General features: G+C 63.8%; 12 protein-coding genes. 8 read left to right on the top strand and 4 right to left on the bottom strand.

Annotation, left to right across the window (positions count from 1 at the left end; genetic code table 11):
- Positions 1 to 157: 157 nt before the first annotated feature.
- On the bottom strand, positions 158 to 1,327 hold the full coding sequence (locus ACFFP0_RS14605; RefSeq protein WP_377261931.1) for a pyridoxal phosphate-dependent aminotransferase: 1,170 nt from the start codon (positions 1,325 to 1,327) through the stop codon (positions 158 to 160).
- A 115-nt stretch (positions 1,328 to 1,442) separates the two neighbouring features.
- Positions 1,443 to 1,874 carry a large conductance mechanosensitive channel protein MscL gene (gene mscL, locus ACFFP0_RS14600; RefSeq protein WP_377261929.1) on the bottom strand — a complete coding sequence of 144 codons (432 nt, stop codon included), beginning with the start codon at positions 1,872 to 1,874 and terminating at the stop codon, positions 1,443 to 1,445.
- Positions 1,875 to 2,062: 188 nt separating this feature from the next.
- Here mscL and ACFFP0_RS14595 point away from each other — a divergent pair, with 188 nt between their 5' ends.
- Together ACFFP0_RS14595 and ACFFP0_RS14590 are read left to right on the top strand one after the other, a co-directional pair.
- Positions 2,063 to 5,578 carry a PAS domain-containing hybrid sensor histidine kinase/response regulator gene (locus ACFFP0_RS14595; protein WP_377261927.1) on the top strand — a complete coding sequence of 1,172 codons (3,516 nt, stop codon included), beginning with the start codon at positions 2,063 to 2,065 and terminating at the stop codon, positions 5,576 to 5,578.
- 218 nt (positions 5,579 to 5,796) lie between these two features.
- Entirely contained in the window at positions 5,797 to 7,029 is a 1,233-nt protein-coding gene (locus tag ACFFP0_RS14590; protein WP_377261924.1) for an OpgC family protein, read from the top strand.
- 166 nt (positions 7,030 to 7,195) lie between these two features.
- Here ACFFP0_RS14590 and ACFFP0_RS14585 read toward each other — a convergent pair whose 3' ends face one another.
- Both ACFFP0_RS14585 and ACFFP0_RS14580 read right to left on the bottom strand, forming a co-directional pair.
- The gene (locus tag ACFFP0_RS14585; protein WP_377261922.1) at positions 7,196 to 8,728 is read right to left on the bottom strand and encodes a D-arabinonate dehydratase; all 1,533 of its coding nucleotides are present in this window, start codon (positions 8,726 to 8,728) and stop codon (positions 7,196 to 7,198) included.
- Between the two features lie 31 nt (positions 8,729 to 8,759).
- The gene (locus ACFFP0_RS14580; RefSeq protein WP_377261919.1) at positions 8,760 to 9,461 is read right to left on the bottom strand and encodes a FadR/GntR family transcriptional regulator; all 702 of its coding nucleotides are present in this window, start codon (positions 9,459 to 9,461) and stop codon (positions 8,760 to 8,762) included.
- Between the two features lie 286 nt (positions 9,462 to 9,747).
- On the opposite strand from ACFFP0_RS14580, the gene ACFFP0_RS14575 reads away from it, so the two are divergent.
- The 6 genes from ACFFP0_RS14575 to ACFFP0_RS14550 all read left to right on the top strand — a co-directional run bounded on the left by ACFFP0_RS14575 (position 9,748) and on the right by ACFFP0_RS14550 (position 16,278).
- A complete protein-coding gene (locus ACFFP0_RS14575; protein WP_377262340.1) occupies positions 9,748 to 11,298 on the top strand; it encodes a sugar ABC transporter ATP-binding protein in 1,551 nt (516 codons plus the stop codon).
- A gap of 8 nt (positions 11,299 to 11,306) precedes the next feature.
- On the top strand, positions 11,307 to 12,335 hold the full coding sequence (locus ACFFP0_RS14570; protein WP_377261916.1) for an ABC transporter permease: 1,029 nt from the start codon (positions 11,307 to 11,309) through the stop codon (positions 12,333 to 12,335).
- A 76-nt stretch (positions 12,336 to 12,411) separates the two neighbouring features.
- Positions 12,412 to 13,356 (top strand): ABC transporter substrate-binding protein, encoded by a 945-nt coding sequence (locus ACFFP0_RS14565; protein WP_377261913.1) that lies wholly within the window; start codon positions 12,412 to 12,414, stop codon positions 13,354 to 13,356.
- A gap of 62 nt (positions 13,357 to 13,418) precedes the next feature.
- On the top strand, positions 13,419 to 14,444 hold the full coding sequence (locus ACFFP0_RS14560; RefSeq protein ID WP_377261911.1) for an aldo/keto reductase: 1,026 nt from the start codon (positions 13,419 to 13,421) through the stop codon (positions 14,442 to 14,444).
- Positions 14,445 to 14,447: 3 nt separating this feature from the next.
- Positions 14,448 to 15,266, top strand: coding sequence for an amidohydrolase family protein (locus tag ACFFP0_RS14555; protein ID WP_377261909.1), 819 nt, complete (start codon positions 14,448 to 14,450; stop codon positions 15,264 to 15,266).
- A 4-nt stretch (positions 15,267 to 15,270) separates the two neighbouring features.
- The gene (locus ACFFP0_RS14550; RefSeq protein ID WP_377261906.1) at positions 15,271 to 16,278 is read left to right on the top strand and encodes a zinc-binding alcohol dehydrogenase family protein; all 1,008 of its coding nucleotides are present in this window, start codon (positions 15,271 to 15,273) and stop codon (positions 16,276 to 16,278) included.
- Positions 16,279 to 16,285 lie beyond the last annotated feature (7 nt).

Here is a 16,285-nt window from a genome sequence, read left to right as displayed (position 1 = left end):
GATCTTCTTCCCTGCCCTTTGTCGTTGGCAGGAGGAAATCACGGCCGATCTTCAGCAATGCTTACCCGGCGACCCCTTCGCCGGGTTTATCTCGGATCAGGGAAAACCGACCCTTGACCGATTGGTTCGAATTTTATCGATCCTGTCCCGAACCGGTTCAAAGACGCTTGATGTAATCGGAGAGGCGGGCAGCCGCCTCCTCGATCTGCCGGGAATCGCGCAGGAAGCAGGCCCGCAGGAACAATTCCCCGCCGGCCCCGAAAGCGGAGCCCGGCGCCAGCGCCACGCCGATCTTGTCGACGATATCGAGCGCCGCAAGCCGGCTGTCGGCAATGCCGTCCACCTTCACGAAGGCATAGAGCGCGCCATCCGGCTTCAGGGTCTCGACCCGGTTGGTCGCGATCAGGGCGTCGCAGAGGATATCGCGCGCCCTGGTCGCGCGGTCGATATTCGCCTGGACGAAGCCGTCGCCCTCGTTCAGCGCCACGACCGCGCCCCGCTGCAGGAACTGCGCCACCCCGGAATTGGAATATTGCACCAGGTTCTCGATGACCTGGCCCATTTCCGGCGGAGCCACCAGCCAGCCGACGCGCCAGCCGGTCATCGACCAGTTCTTGGAGAAGGAATTGGCGAAGACGATCCGGTCGCCCTCTTCCATGATATCCAGGAAGGACGGCGCCCTCGCCGCATCGCCATAATAGTAGCGGGCGTAGATCTCGTCGGCGATGATCCAGATGCCGTGCCTGCGGGCGAGCGCCAGGATGGCCTTCAGGTCATCGGGCGTCGCAGTCCAGCCGGTCGGATTGGCGGGCGTGTTGATGAACAGCCCCTTCGTCTTCGGCGTGATCTTCGCTTCCAGCCTGGCAAGGTCGAGCGACCAGCGGCCGCCGACGAAATCCAGCGGCAGGCCGACGGAGCGCGCACCGGAAATATCGATCGCCGAGATGATATTCGGCCATGTCGGAGAAAGATAGATCAACTCGTCGCCCGGCGAGGCGACGGCCTGCACCGCGAGCATGATCGCATGCATGCCGGAGCCCGTCACATAGAAATGCTCGAGCGGCAGCGTCACCGAAAAGTGCCGGGCGTAATAATCCGACAGCGCCTGGCGAAGCTCGGGAATGCCCCGCTGCCAGGTGTAGAAGGTCTCGCCGGCCATCAGCGCGTCGGTGGCGGCCCTGTTGATGAAGTCCGGGCTTGGCAGATCCCCCTCGCCGGCCCAGAGCGGGATCAGCCCCTCCCGGCCGCGGGCATGATTGATGATCTCGACAATGCCGCTTTCCGGCGCGGAGACGGCGCGAGGGCTGAGGCTGGTAACGATCGACATGGGACTTCCTTGACCTGTTTCCCCTTGTCTAACTCAGGGAGGCCAGAAAATCCCATGATAATCCGTGAGCCGGCAATCGATTTGGATGATGAATTCCGAAGATGTGATCAAAAGATCACTTTGTCTTCAGGATGTCGCGAATCTCCGTCAGGAGCTGCACGTCGGCCGGGGGCGGAGCGGGCGCGGCCTCGGCCGGCTTGTTCTCTTCCATCGTGCGCAGCCTGTTCACGGCCTTCACCATCAGGAAGATGATCCAGGCGAGGATCACGAAGTTGATCATCACCGTAATGAAGCTGCCGTAGGCGAAGACGGCGCCCTGTTCGCGGGCCTGGGCGAGCGTCGGAGCGGTCACGGCGCTCGACAGCGGCAGGAAATAATTGGAAAAATCGAAACCGCCGCCCGTGACGGCGCCCACGATCGGCATGACGATATCGTTCACCAGCGAGTTGACGATGCCGGTGAAGGCGCCACCGATGATGATACCGACGGCAAGATCGATGACATTGCCCTTGGCGATGAAGGAGCGGAATTCGCTGATGACTGACATGGTTATACCCCCGGTTCTCAGGTTGGATCGATGCCCAGCATAGCGCGTTCGCCAACCCTGAAAAGATGCAAACGTCCAGTGACTTAAACATGAGTGTCTATTGGACTTTTTGCCGATGCCGGGACTGATTTCCAAGCGCCTGCTTTTCCCTTAATGTTCAGGGACCGCACCATTTGCGGAGAGGAGCCATGCTTCCAGGCTGGGTGATTTTCGTTTCGGCTTTCGCCTATATCCTGCTGCTGTTTGCGGTGGCGAGCTACGGCGACCGGCGAAGCCGTCTCTTCGGCGTTCCGAAAAACGGCCGGCCGATCGTCTACGCGCTCAGCCTGGCGATCTACTGCACCTCCTGGACCTATTTCGGGGGCGTGGGGCTTGCCTCTCAGAAAGGCCTGGAATTCACCGGCATCTATATCGGCCCGATCCTCGCCTTCACCCTCGGCATGCCGGTCCTCAAACGCATCGTCGAACTTGCCAAGGCCGAGAAGCTGACCTCGGTCGCCGACTTCATCGCCGCCCGCTACGGCAAGAACTCCACCGTGGCGATGATCGTCGCGGTGATCGCGCTGGTCGGCGCCATTCCCTATATCGCGCTGCAGCTCAAGGCCGTGTCGAGCTCGGTCGCCGCCATGGTCAATCCATCGGATTACGGCATCGGCAGCGGCAATCTCTATTTCATCGACCTTGCGCTCATCGTCACGTTCCTGATGGCGTGTTTCGCGGTCATGTTCGGCACCCGGCACACGGATGCGACCGAACATCAGGACGGACTGATCCTTGCGGTCGCGATGGAATCGGTCGTCAAGCTGCTGGCCTTCGCAACGGTCGGCTTCACCGTCTTCTTCGTCCTGTTCGACGGTCCGGCTGATCTCTTCTCCAAGGCATCGCAGAACCTGCTGGTCGAATCGGCGCTCTCCTACCAGACGCCGCTCAGCCGCTGGATCGTGCTGATCGCGCTTTCCGCCTTCGCGATCATCATGCTGCCCCGGCAGTTCCACGTCACGGTGGTCGAAAGCCGCACGTCGCAGGAACGAAAGGTGGCGGGCGCGCTTCTGCCGCTCTATCTCATCGCGATCAACATCTTCGTCCTGCCGGCCGCCATGGCGGGGCTCATCACCTTCGGCGGGATCGGCGACGCCGACCTCTACGTGCTGACGCTGCCGCTCGCCGGCGAGCTCAAGGTCGTCTCGCTGATCACCTTCATCGGCGGCTTTTCCGCCGCGACCGCGATGGTGATCGTCGAGTCCGTCGCCCTGTCGATCATGATCTCGAACGACATCGTCATCCCGATCTTCCTCCGGCAGAGGCTGATGGCGGCGCGATCCGGCCAGCGCGCCGACTTCACGCGGGCGCTCCTGCACATCCGGCGCGTCGCGATCTTCGCCGTGCTGATCCTCGGCTACGCCTATTACCGGATGGCGGACAGCCAGTCGGGCCTCGCCTCCATCGGACTGCTGGCCTTTGCGGCGATCGCGCAGATGGCGCCGGCCCTTTTCGGCGGGCTGGTCTGGCGGCGCGCCAATGCGCGGGGCGCGATCCTCGGCATGTCCTTCGGCTTCCTCGCCTGGGCGTACCTGCTCTTCGTGCCGAGCCTCGGCGGCCCGGACAATTCCCATGTGGCGGCCGCCATCCTGAATTTCCTCTTCCCCGGCACCGGCATCTTTTCCGGACCCGAGACCGATCCGCTGGTCAACGCCACCATCTTCAGCCTGACGCTCAACACACTCGCCTTCGTGCTGGGCTCGGTGTCGCGCAATCCGCGACCGGTCGAACGCATCCAGGCCGGCATTTTCGTGAAGCGGCACCTGCGCTCGCAGTTCGCCACGCGCGGCTGGAAGACCCGCGTCAGCGTCGGGGACCTGAAAGCAACGATTGCCCGATACCTCGGCGAGGAACGCATGCGGCGTTCCTTCTCCAATTACGAGAAGACCGCGGGACGGAGATTCAGCGATGAACAACCCGCCGACATGGCGATGATCCATTTTTCCGAACAGCTGCTCGGCAGCGCGATCGGCTCGTCCTCCGCAAGGCTCGTGCTGTCGCTGATCCTGCAGAAGGCGGAGGATACCAACGCGGACACCGCCTGGCTGCTCGACCAGGCGAGCGAGGCGCTGCAATATAACCAGGACATGCTGCAGACGGCGCTGGCGCAGATGGACCAGGGCATCGCCGTCTTCGACAATTCCGAACGGCTCACCATCTGGAACCGGCGCTTCCGCAACCTTCTCGACCTGCCGGAACAGGTGGGCCAGGTGGGTTTTCCCCTCGCCGACATCGTCGCCACCCTTTCCGAGCGCGGGGATATCCCCGCCTCCGACCAGCAGGAGGTTATCCGCCAGTTCCAGACGCTCGACGCACCTTTCTCGCTCGTGCTCAACGGGGGAGAGCGGATCATCGAAGTGCGCTCCAACGCCATGCCGGACAGCGGAATCGTCGCCACCTTCACCGATATTTCCGAGCGTGTCGCCTCCGACAAGGCGCTGAAACAGGCCAACGAGACGCTCGAGCAGCGCGTCGGCGAACGCACCGCCGAACTGACGCGCGTCAACCACGAGCTCGTCGAGGCGCGGGCTTCCGCCGACGAGGCCAATATCGGCAAGACCCGTTTCTTCGCGGCCGCCGGCCACGACATCCTCCAGCCCCTCAATGCCGCAAGGCTCTATTCTTCGGCGCTGGTCGAGCGGCTGGGGACTTCCGACAATAACGGTACGCTGGTGCGCAACATCGATTCAGCCCTGGAATCGGTGGAAGCCATCCTCGGCGCCGTGCTCGACATCTCCCGGCTCGATACGGGCGCGATGAAGCCGCGCTTCACCTCCATGCCGCTCGAGGACCTCTTCAAGCGCATCGAAACCGACTACGCGCCGATGGCGCGCGAGAAGAACCTCGAATTCGTCGTCATGCCGACATCGCTGCGGGTACGCTCGGACGCCAACCTGCTGCGTCGTCTGGTGCAGAACCTCGTCTCCAACGCGATCAAATACACGATCGACGGCAAGGTGCTGGTCGGCGCGCGCCGGCGGGGCGACCAGGTGGTGATCGAGGTGCTCGATTCCGGCATCGGCATTCCTCCCTCGAAGTTCCGCACGGTCTTCAAGGAATTCGCACGCCTGGACGAGGGCGCCAGGACAGCGGGGGGGCTCGGCCTGGGCCTGTCGATCGTCGACCGCATCTCCCGCGTTCTGAACCATCCCGTCCAGCTTGCATCGACGCCCGGCCGCGGCACGACCTTCAGGGTGCGGGTGCCCGTGGACCTTTCGGCGCCGCAGACGGCCCGCGCGGCCGGCGAACCGGAACGCCGCAAGCGCTCGCAGCCGCTCAACGGGCTCCGGGTGCTCTGCATCGACAACGAGCCGCGGATTCTCGAAGGCATGGCGCTTCTCATCACCGGCTGGGGCTGCGCCGTGAACCAGGCGGATTCGGTCGCCGCGCTCGACGCCATCATCGCCCGTCGCGAGCCGCCGCCGGAGATCATCATCGCAGACTATCACCTCGGCGACGGAACCGGCATCGAGGCAATCCTGAAACTGCGCGCCGCATATCACGCGGATATTCCGGCGCTGCTCATCACCGCCGATCGCACGCCGGAGGTGCGGGCCGAGGCGGAGAAGCACGAGATCGGCGTGCAGCACAAGCCGGTCAAGCCTGCCGCCCTGCGCGCCTACCTCACGCAGGTTGCAGGCCTGAAACGCGTCGCAGCCGAATAGCCTGAATATCGGCCAACTTTCCGTTCATCCTGGAGTCATCACGCACAGTTTACGCTTCAGTCCGCTTAAACTGTCTAAGAAGAACCGTGCTTATTGGTTCGCAGACGGAACCGTCCGGCTTTTCGCGACGTTTAAGCGCGTAACTTCCCGGCCCGGAGAGGCCTTACGGACCGACCGGCGCGAGCCATCGGAACCGGCAAAGACGGAGACCGCGACCGATGAAACGCTTTGATATCATTGATGGAATGCGGGGATACTTCCTCGTTTTCATGCTGATCAACCACTTGATCTTCGCCGGCGGCTACTGGCTTGTCAAAATAAACCACAACCAGCTCGCCTTCGTGGAGGACGCCCAGGGCTTCGTTTTCCTGTCCGGCCTCCTGATCGGCATGGTCTATGCCAAGAAGATGCTGAAGAACGGCTACGCGGCCGGCCGCGCAGCCATTTATACCAGGGCTTTCGAGCTTTATCGCTATGCGATGGGCATCGTGCTGGTTGTAATGGCGGCGCAGATGATTCTGCCCGGCGCCTACACGATCTGGTTCAACTGGCTCGGCTACACGACCTTCGACGATCCGCTGCGTCTGGCGGCGATCGCATCCTTCCTGTACCAGCCGACCTTCATGGACATCCTGCCGCAATACATCGTCTACATGCTCTTCGCGCCGATGCTGGTGAAGCTCGTTCTTGAAGACAAATGGCACTATGTCATCGCCGGCTCGGTCATTCTCTGGATGGCTGCGCAGCTCGGCCTGCAGCAGATCGTCACCACACCCCTCAACGACCTTGTCATGGGTGCGGACGACCAGGGTGTCCGCGTGTCGTTCAACCTGCTCGGCTGGCAGATCGTCTTCTATTCGGCGCTGGTGCTCGGCGCGCTGACCTCGGCCGGCAAGATCGACTGGAAGACGATCCTTTCGCCCGACAACACCTTCATCCCGAAGGCAGCGCTGGTGCTGGTGCTGTTCTTCCTGCCGCTGCGCCTGATCACCGCGCATGAGCTGATGCCGCCGCACATGATCGGCAAGTTTGCCTCGATGGAAATCCGCGCCGACTTCGGCCCGGTCTACCTGCTGAACTTTGCCTCGGTGGCCCTGCTCGCCACCTGGCTGATCGTCGCCGGGCCGAAGCACAAGGCCCTGTGGGTGCGCCGCATCGCAGGCGCGCTGACCTGGGTCTTCTCGCTGAAATACCTGCAGCTTCTCGGCCGCCACTCGCTCTACGTCTATGTGTGGCACGTCGCGATCGTCTATCTGGTCTATTATTTCGACGGACGGACGCCCGAGCTCAGCCAGTTCACCAAGACCGTGATCGCGCTGGTCTCGATCGCGCTTCTGTCGATCCCGGCCCTGTGGCGAGAACGCGACAGGCTCTTCGGAACGCCGGCCCCGCAGCCGGTCAAGGCCCAGCAGCCGAAACCGGCCAACCAGCAGCAGATGATCATCCGTTAAGGCGATAGACGGGAAAAACACACGAGGCGGCAGATTGCCGCCTCGTTCCGTATCCGGGTATGTCGGATTGACAGGCAATCTGCCTTTTCTTTCCGGCAAGGCAGCCGCCCACGGGATGCAGTTCGAGCCGCTTGTCACTTCTCCCCGAGGGGAGAAGGGAAAACGATCACGTCACCGCTCCGACCTGCCACGGCACGAATTCGTTGTCGCCGTAGTCGTAGATCTCGCTCAGTGTTTTCTTGCCCGAGGCCACCGCGATCACATCCTCGAAAATTCGCGCTCCCGCCTCCTCGATCGTCTCCTCCCCGGTGACGATGCCGCCGCAATTCAAATCCATGTCCTCCTTCATGTGTTCGTACATTTCGGAGTTGGTGGCGATCTTGATGCAGGGGGCCGGCTTGAAGCCCGAGACCGAGCCCCGGCCGGTGGTGAAACAGATGACGTTGCACCCGCCCGCCACCTGGCCGGTCACCGCGACGGGGTCGTAACCCGGCGTATCCATGAAGACGAAACCCTGTTGCGTGACGGTTTCGGCAAATTCGTAGACCGCCTTCAGCGGCATCGAGCCGCCCTTGGCAACCGCGCCCAGCGACTTTTCCAGAATGGTGGTCAGACCGCCCAGCTTGTTTCCGTGAGACGGGTTGTTGTTGAGTTCGTCCCCGTTTCTCGCGGTGTAGTCCCGCCACCAGTCGATCCGTTGCAGGAGCTTCCGCGCCACTTCCGGCGTCACCGCGCGGCGGGTCAGGAGGTGTTCGGCGCCGTAGATTTCCGGCGTTTCGGAAAGCACCGTCGTGCCGCCGTTGCGGACGATCAGGTCCGAGGCATGGCCCAGCGCCGGGTTGGCGGAAATGCCGGAATATCCGTCCGAACCGCCGCATTCGAGCGCAAGCTTCAGCCTGGAAAGCGGCTGAGGCGTGCGGACCGCCGCATTCACGCCCGGCAGCATCTCCCTGATGATGGTGATCGCGGCATCGATGGTCTTCCTGGTGCCGCCATGCTGCTGGATCGTCATCGTTCGAAGGCGATCGCCCTCTTCCATGCGGTAATGTTCGAGGATGGGCGCGATCTGGTTCGTTTCGCAGCCGAGGCCGATCATCAGGATGCCACCGAAATTCGGATGCTTCGCATAACCCTGGATGGTGCGGATCAGGAGCCGGTAGCCCTCCGACCCGGTATTGAGCGCGCAACCGCCGCCATGGGTCAGGGCCACCACGCCATCGACGTCCGGAAATCCATCCAACCCGCCCATGCGGTTGAAATGGTCGGCAATGTAGCGCGACACCGTGGCGGAACAGTTCACCGAGGAAATGACGCCGATATAGTTGCGGGTGCCGGCGCCGCCGAGACCGCGATCGTAACCCAGGAAGGTGCGGCGCTCCGCTTCCGGCAGCATGCCCATTTCCTCGATGTCGATGCTGAACTGGTGTTCGTGCTCCGACGGCAGCATGGCCAGATTGTGCAGATGAACGTGGCTGCCGGGGGCGATATCCCGGGACGCCACGCCGATCACCTGCCCGTATTTCCTCACCTCGCGGCCGGCGGGAATCGGCCTGATCGCCACCTTGTGGCCACGGCCGATAAGCTCGCGCGCGGACAGGTCGCCGTAACCGACCAGGCCGCCGGCCGGCAGAGGCCGCCGCGCAACGCCCACGTCGTCGACCGGGTTCAGAATGATGACCGGCGAAACCGCTTCGTTCATGGCTGCCTCCTCCCTGAGCCAGCATCGGCGCTCACCGCGCCTCGTTGTTCATCCAGCGCTGTTTCGATTCCTCCAGATGCGCATGCATCATCGCCTGGGCAAGCAACGGATTGCGCGCCTCCAGCGCGGCATGGATCGCCTCGTGCTCCGCCAGCGCGAAGCTCCAGGTCTCCGGCGTCTCGAAGCGCACCCGGATCTGCGCCGAGAGCGGGCTGTGCCGCTCGTCGAACAGGTCGCCGACGATATGGGCCAGCACCGAATTGCCCGACTGACTGGCGATGGTCAGATGGAACAGCCGGTCGAGATCGAGCGGCTTGCGCCCTTCCGCGATCTCCGCCCGCATCTGGTCGAGGATCTGGCGCAGCGATTTCAGCGCTTCGGGCGTGATCCTCGCCGCCGCGAGCAGGATGACCGCGCCTTCGACAGCCGCGCGCGCCTGCATCAGTTCCAGCGGGCTTTCGCCCATGGAACCCGTCTGCCATTGCCGCCGGTCCGGCTCGGACGTCACGTAGATGCCGGACCCCATGCGGATCTCGACGCTGCCGTCGATTTCCAGGGCGATCAGCGCCTCGCGCAGCGACGGCCGCGAGACCCCGAGATGCTGGGCGAGTTCCCGTTCCGCCGGCAGGCGCGCGCCAACCGGGAACTGCCCGTTCTGGATCAGCGCCCGGATCTGGTCGGCGATCTGCTGGTAAAGCCTTCGCGGCTCCGCAGCCTTGATGGATTCGCTCATGAATTTCATTGCCCCGACGATCTGGCCTTACCATAAGCTTGGAAACGCGACTGGGCAAGGCACAAAACATATCCTTGAATTTCAATAATATTCCTCAAATCCCGGGTTGAATTCGTCCATCTTCGCCCCTGGCTGTACGAAAATTGGCTTGACCATTTTTCAACCCGGGTCTACCCATAGCAACGCCAGCGGGAGGAGCCGGAGGCGGATCGGGCCTATCGAGGCCCAGGAGGAGATCATGGAAAGCAGGCGGGCCGAGCCGAGCCAGAATGCCCATGACGCCGCGATGGCGGGCGGGCATGCCGTGCCGGCTTCCGGAAGCGAAGCGCTTCTCCGCCTCGACAGCATCAGCAAGGAATTTCCGGGCGTCCGGGCGCTTTCCAACGTCCATTTCGATCTCCGCCGCGGCGAAGTGCACGCCGTCTGCGGCGAAAACGGCGCCGGCAAGTCGACACTGATGAGGATCATCAGCGGCGTCTACCAGCCGAGCGCCGGCACGATCCTCTACAAGGGTGAAAAGCGGCAGTTCGCCTCGACACGGGAATCCGAAGCCGCCGGCATCGCGATCATCCACCAGGAACTCAACCTCGTGCCGCATCTCTCGGTCGCCGAGAACATCTATCTCGCCCGCGAACCGCGCCGCGGTTTCATCGGGGGCGGCTTCCTGGTCGACCGGAAGAAGCTGCGCGCCGACGCGAGACGCTGCCTCGACCGGCTCGGCGTCGAGATCGATCCCGACGCGCCGGTGCGCGGCCTTTCCGTCGCCCAATGCCAGATGGTGGAAATCGCCAAGGCGCTGTCGCTCGATGCGCAGGTGCTGATCATGGACGAGCCGACCTCCTCGCTCACCGAGCAGGAAACGCGGCTGCTCTTCAAGGTCATCCGCGACCTGAAGGCGTCGGGCGTCGGCATCGTGTATATCTCGCACCGGCTGGACGAGATGGCCGAGATCGTCGACCGCGTCACGGTGCTGCGCGACGGGCGCTACATTTCCACCGACGATTTCCCGGCGACCAGCATCGACGCGATCGTTTCCCGGATGGTCGGGCGGTCGCTGGAGGAGAAATTCCCGGACCGCACCTCCGTTCCCGGCGACGAGATCATCCTCAGCGCCGAGGGGCTCACCCGCGCCGGCGTCTTCCGCGACGTCTCGTTCACGCTCCGGCGCGGCGAGATCCTGGGTTTTGCGGGGCTGATGGGCGCCGGGCGGACGGAAGTCGCCCGCGCCATCTTCGGCGCCGAGCCGCTCGATGCCGGCGTGGTCACGCTGCACGGAAAAACCCTGTCGATCACCTCGCCGCGCGACGCGATCGCCGCCGGCATCGCCTATCTTTCCGAGGACCGGAAGGCGCAGGGGCTGGCGATCAAGATGCCGGTCGACGCCAACATGACGCTCGCCAACATGGAAGCGGTGTCGAACCGCTTCGGGCTGATCGATTTCTCCAGGCATGCCAGGGCGGCCAAGGACTATGTCGATCTTCTCAACATCCGCACGCCGTCGATCAGGCAGCCGGTCAGGCTGCTTTCCGGCGGCAACCAGCAGAAGATCATCATCGGCAAGTGGCTCTTCAGAAAATCGAAGGTGCTGTTCTTCGACGAGCCGACGCGCGGCATCGACGTGGGCGCGAAACTCGCCATCTACCGCATCATGGACGAACTTGCCGCCAACGGCGTCGGCGTGGTGCTGATCAGCTCGGAGCTTCCGGAAATCCTCGGAATGACCGACCGCGTCGCGGTCTTCCACCAGGGCCGCATCACCGGCGTGCTGGAAACGCGGAAGACCGGCCAGGAAGAGATCATGCGATACGCCTCCGGTTATGCGCGGCCGGCGGAATGAGGAAAGACATGGCCGAAATCACTGAAGTTTCGAAGCGGAAGAGCGTCTCGCTCAACGACCGGCAGAAGGACATCATCCAGAAGTTCGCCGCGCTCGGCAGCCTGTTCGCCCTGATCCTCGTCTTCTCCGTGACGAGCAGCGCGTTCTTCACCATCGACAACGGCATGACGGTCGCGCTGCAGGTGACCTCGATCGCGCTGCTCGGCATCGGCGCCACCTGCGTCATCATCACGGGCGGCATCGACCTTTCGGTCGGTTCGGTACTGGCGCTGGCCGGCGTCGTCGCGGCCCTTGCGGTCCGGGATTTCGGCACACCCGTCTGGCTCGGCATGATCATCGGCATCCTGACCGGCACGGCCTGCGGCTTCATCAACGGCATGCTCGTCACCAGGATGAGGCTGCCGCCCTTCATCGCCACGCTCGGCATGATGATGATCGCCCGCGGCGTCGCGTTGCAGATCACCGGCGCACGGGCGGTCTCGAGCCTCGGCGAATCCTTCGGCGAACTCGGCAACGGCTCATTCCTCAGGATCGTCACCGTCGGCGACGACGGCTTTCCGACGATCGTTTTCCCGGGCATCCCCTACCCCGTCATCCTGATGGTGGCGATCGCGATCGCCGTGTCGTTCATGCTGAACCGTTCGGTTCTCGGCCGCCATATCTACGCGGTCGGCTCCAATCCGGACGCGGCGCGGCTTTCGGGCGTCAACGTCACCCGCATCGTCAGCTTCACCTATGTGCTTTCCGGCACGCTGGCGGGACTGACCGGCTGCGTGCTGATGTCGCGCCTCGTCACCGCGCAGCCGAACGAGGGCGTGATGTACGAGCTCGACGCGATCGCCAGCGCGGTCATCGGCGGCACGTCGCTGATGGGTGGCGTCGGCACCATCTCGGGCACCGCGATCGGCGCCTTCGTCATCGGCATCCTGCGCAACGGATTGAACATGAACGGCGTCTCCGCCTTCACGCAACAGATCATCATCGGCCTCGTCATCCTGGTCACCGTCTGGATCGACCAGCTGCGCAACCGCCGTTAGAGCGCCATGCATCCATCGGGGCGCGGAGGAGCGTCCTGCAAAACCGGCCGGTCAGGCCATTCAGGAGGAGGAAGACATGAAGAAGCTTGCAGCCGCGCTGCTGACATCCGCAATCGCCCTTACGGCAGCCTCGATGGCCCAGGCCGGGGAAATCGCCGTCATCGTCAAAACCGTCAACTCCACCTTCTGGCAGAACGTCCAGAAGGGCGCCGATGCCGCCATGAAGGCAGGGGGCGGCGGCAACACGATGACCTTCCAGGGACCAGCCGCGGAATCGGCGATCGCCGACCAGGTCAACATGGTGGAGAACGCCGTCAACCGCAAGGTTTCCGGCATCGTGCTGGCACCTTCCGATCCGGATGCGCTCGTCCCGGCCGTCAAGAAGGCCTGGGAAGCCCGCATTCCCGTCGTGATCATCGATTCCATGCTCTCCAAGGGCTCGGAACAATATTACCAGTCGTTCCTCGCGACCGACAACAAGAAGGCCGGCGAACTTGCCGCCAAGGCGCTGATCGACAAGGTCGGCACGGAAGGCAAGATCGCCGTGATGTCCTACGTGGCGGGCGCCGGCTCGGAAATCGGCCGTGTCGGCGGCTTCACCGACTATATCAAGGCGCATTCGAAGCTCACCATCGTCGGCCCCTTCTACTCGCAATCCCAGATGGCGACGGCGCTGAACCAGACCACCGACGTGCTGACCGCCAATTCCGACCTCAAGGGCATTTTCGGCGCCAACGAACCGACCGCGATCGGCATGGGCCGCGCGCTCAAGCAGTCGGGCAAGGCCGGCAAGGTGGTGGCGATCGGGTTTGACGGAAACCAGGACCTCCAGGAATTCGTGAAAGACGGCACGCTTGCGGCAATCGCCGTGCAGGGCTCGTTCCAGATGGGCGAACTCGGCGTCCAGACCGTGCTCAAGGTCATGAACAAGGAGAAGGTCGAGAAGTTCGTGGACACCGGCGTGGTGGTGGTGACCAAGGACAATATCGCCAAGCCGGAAGCCAGGAACGTCCTCTACTGAAACCATCCTCCGGCGCCGCGCATCGCTCCTGATACGCGGCGCCAAGATCAGGGAAATTTCCGATGAACGTCGCCGACCGCCGCAAGCTGCCCCGTGCCGATGTCGAACTGACCCTCGTGGGCCTCGGCTGCGCACAGATGGGCAATCTCTACCGCCGCACGTCCTATGAGGAGTCGGCCGGCGCGTTCAAGGCGGCCTGGGACGCGGGCATCCGCTACTACGACACGGCGCCGTTCTACGGCTACACGCGCTCGGAGCGGCGGCTCGGCACCATGCTCACCGATCTGCCGCGCAAGGATTATGTGCTGAGCACCAAGGTCGGCCGTGTCATGAAGCCGGACGACACGGTGGGCGCGGAAGAGGACAGCTATGTCGATCCGCTGCCCTTCCGCCCTATCTACGACTATTCCCATGACGGGATCATGCGCTCCTTCGAGGCGAGCCAGCAGCGGCTCGGCATCCTGAAGCCGGATATCCTCTACATCCACGACATCGGCCACATGGCGCATGGGGGCAGGCACCGGCACTATTGGCGGCAACTGACCGATGGCGGCGGCTTTCGGGCGCTCGCCGGATTGCGTCAGCAGGGGTTGACCAAGGCGATCGGCCTCGGCGTCAACGAATGGGAGGTCATCGCCGACGCGATGAAGGTTTTCGACATCGACTGCGCCATGCTCGCGGGCCGCTACACGCTGCTCGAACAGAAGAGCCTCGCCTTCATGGACGATTGCGCCAGGCACGGCGTCGGCATCGTGGTCGCCGGGCCATTCAATTCCGGCCTGCTGGCCGGCAACAGGAAGTTCAACTACACCGACGCGCCGGCGGATATCCTCGCCCGCGTCGACGTGCTTCATGCCGCCTGCGCGGAAGAAGGCGTCTCGCTGCAGGCCGCGGCGCTGCAATTCCCGCTCGCCCACCCGGCCGTCGTCACGGTCGTCTCTGGCGCCCGCACCGCCGGGCAGATCAAATCCAATGTCGACTGGTTCTCCGAGAGCATTCCGGCCTCGTTCTGGTCGCGGCTGAGGCAGCGCGGCCTGATCGCCGAAAGCGCCCCGGTCCCTTCCGGCATTTTGGGCGAAGGAGCATGATGCATGCGGATCGACGCGCACCAGCATTTCTGGCGGATCGCCGACCGGGCAGGCCAATGGCCGCCGCCCGCGCTTGCCGCCATCCACCGGGATTTCATGCCGGTGGACCTGAAACCGCTTCTCGACCAGGCGAGCGTGGACGGCACGGTCCTGGTGCAGACCATGGAGAACGAAGCCGACACCGCTTTCATGCTTGATCTTGCCGACCGCACGCCGTTCATCCTCGGCGTCGTGGGCTGGGTGGACATGAAGGCTGCGGACGCTCCGGCCAATATCGCCCGCCTGGCGCAGCATCCGAAGCTGAGAGGCTTCCGGCCCATGTTGCAGGACATCGCGGACGACTACTGGATAGACGATCCCCGGCTGGATGCCGCGGTCGCCGCGATGATCGAACACGGCCTCGTCTTCGATGCGCTCGTGCTGCCGCATCATCTGGGGCCGCTGCTCAACTTCGCCTGTCGCCATCCGGGCCTGCCGATCGTCATCGACCATGGCGCGAAACCGCCGATTGCCGAAGGGCGCTTCATCGGCTGGCATGCCCCGATGAAGACGCTTGCCGGACTGCCGCGTGTCCATTGCAAGCTCTCCGGCCTGCTGACCGAGGCCGGTGACCAGAAGCCGCAGGCGGTTCGCCCTTATGCGGAAACCATTGTCGACCTCTTCGGGCCGGAAAGAGTGATCTGGGGCAGCGACTGGCCGGTTCTCCGGCTCGCGGGCGACTATCGCGCCTGGCTCGGCCAATGCCTCGACATGGTGCCGAACGAACATCATGTCGCGGTCTTCGGCGGCAATGCCCGGCGTTTTTACCGGTTGGGAGCGTAAGCCGATGCTCACGATCATCTGCGAGGCCCCCGGCAGGCTCCACGTCGCCGACCGGCAGAAACCCAGCCGGGGCGACGGTGAGGTGCTGCTGAAACTTCGCCGCGTCGGTGTCTGCGGCACGGACCTGCATATCTTCACCGGTAACCAGCCCTATCTTTCCTATCCCCGCGTCATGGGCCACGAACTCGCGGCAACCGTCGAGGACGCGCCGGAAGGCAGCCGGTTCTCGCCCGGCGACACGGTTTCCGTCATTCCCTATATTTCGTGCGGTCGATGCGATGCCTGCCTGAAAGGCAGGACGAACTGCTGCCGCGACCTCGGCGTGCTCGGCGTCCATCGCGATGGCGGCATGGCCGAATACCTGAGCCTGCCGGAGGAATTTCTGGTGAAGGCGGATGGCCTGTCGCTCGACCAGGCGGCGATGATGGAATTTCTCTCGATCGGCGCCCATGCCGTGGCCCGGGCCGGCGTCGAACCGGGGCAGAAAGTGCTGGTCACCGGCGCCGGACCGATCGGCCTTGCGGTGGCCATCTTCGCACAGCTCGACGGCGGCGACGTGACCCTGCTCGACGGACGAACCGACCGTCTCGAATTCGGGCGTCGACATCTCGGCATTGCGTCCACCGTGCAACCAGGCCCCGACGACGATGTGCAACTTTCCGCCATCACCAACGGCGATTTCTTCGACGTGGTCTTCGATGCGACCGGCAATCCCAAGGCGATCGAGCGCGGTTTCGGCTTCGTCGCACATGGCGGCACCTACGTGCTCGTCTCCATCGTATCGAGCGACATCACCTTTTCCGATCCGGAATTCCACAAGCGCGAGACCTCCCTGCTCGGCAGCCGGAACGCCACGCGCGCCGATTTCCAGCGCGTCATGCAGGCCATGCACGCCGGCAAGGTCCCCGAGGCGCTGGTCACGCATAGAATGGCGTTGGCCGATGTGCCGGAACGTTTTGCGGGCCTGCTCGATCCGGCGGCCGGTGTCGTCAAGGCGCTGATCGAGGTTTGAGGAGACG

It is taken from the genome of Neorhizobium puerariae (genome assembly GCF_042429745.1).
Taxonomy (GTDB): Bacteria; Pseudomonadota; Alphaproteobacteria; order Rhizobiales; family Rhizobiaceae; genus Neorhizobium; species Neorhizobium puerariae.
The sequence above is the reverse complement of the archived record's forward strand: the minus strand, read 5'-3'. Positions and strand labels throughout refer to the sequence as shown.

Excerpts from the sequence above, each read along its gene's own strand:
- ACFFP0_RS14595 (WP_377261927.1), top strand. The coding sequence starts at position 2,063 with ATGCTTCCAGGCTGGGTGATTTTCGTTTCGGCTTTCGCCTATATCCTG.
- ACFFP0_RS14590 (WP_377261924.1), top strand. The coding sequence starts at position 5,797 with ATGAAACGCTTTGATATCATTGATGGAATGCGGGGATACTTCCTCGTT.
- ACFFP0_RS14555 (WP_377261909.1), top strand. The coding sequence starts at position 14,448 with ATGCGGATCGACGCGCACCAGCATTTCTGGCGGATCGCCGACCGGGCA.
- ACFFP0_RS14565 (WP_377261913.1), top strand. The coding sequence starts at position 12,412 with ATGAAGAAGCTTGCAGCCGCGCTGCTGACATCCGCAATCGCCCTTACG.
- ACFFP0_RS14560 (WP_377261911.1), top strand. The coding sequence starts at position 13,419 with ATGAACGTCGCCGACCGCCGCAAGCTGCCCCGTGCCGATGTCGAACTG.
- ACFFP0_RS14605 (WP_377261931.1), bottom strand. The coding sequence starts at position 1,327 with ATGTCGATCGTTACCAGCCTCAGCCCTCGCGCCGTCTCCGCGCCGGAA.
- ACFFP0_RS14580 (WP_377261919.1), bottom strand. The coding sequence starts at position 9,461 with ATGAGCGAATCCATCAAGGCTGCGGAGCCGCGAAGGCTTTACCAGCAG.
- ACFFP0_RS14570 (WP_377261916.1), top strand. The coding sequence starts at position 11,307 with ATGGCCGAAATCACTGAAGTTTCGAAGCGGAAGAGCGTCTCGCTCAAC.
- ACFFP0_RS14585 (WP_377261922.1), bottom strand. The coding sequence starts at position 8,728 with ATGAACGAAGCGGTTTCGCCGGTCATCATTCTGAACCCGGTCGACGAC.
- ACFFP0_RS14550 (WP_377261906.1), top strand. The coding sequence starts at position 15,271 with ATGCTCACGATCATCTGCGAGGCCCCCGGCAGGCTCCACGTCGCCGAC.
- mscL (WP_377261929.1), bottom strand. The coding sequence starts at position 1,874 with ATGTCAGTCATCAGCGAATTCCGCTCCTTCATCGCCAAGGGCAATGTC.
- ACFFP0_RS14575 (WP_377262340.1), top strand. The coding sequence starts at position 9,748 with ATGGCGGGCGGGCATGCCGTGCCGGCTTCCGGAAGCGAAGCGCTTCTC.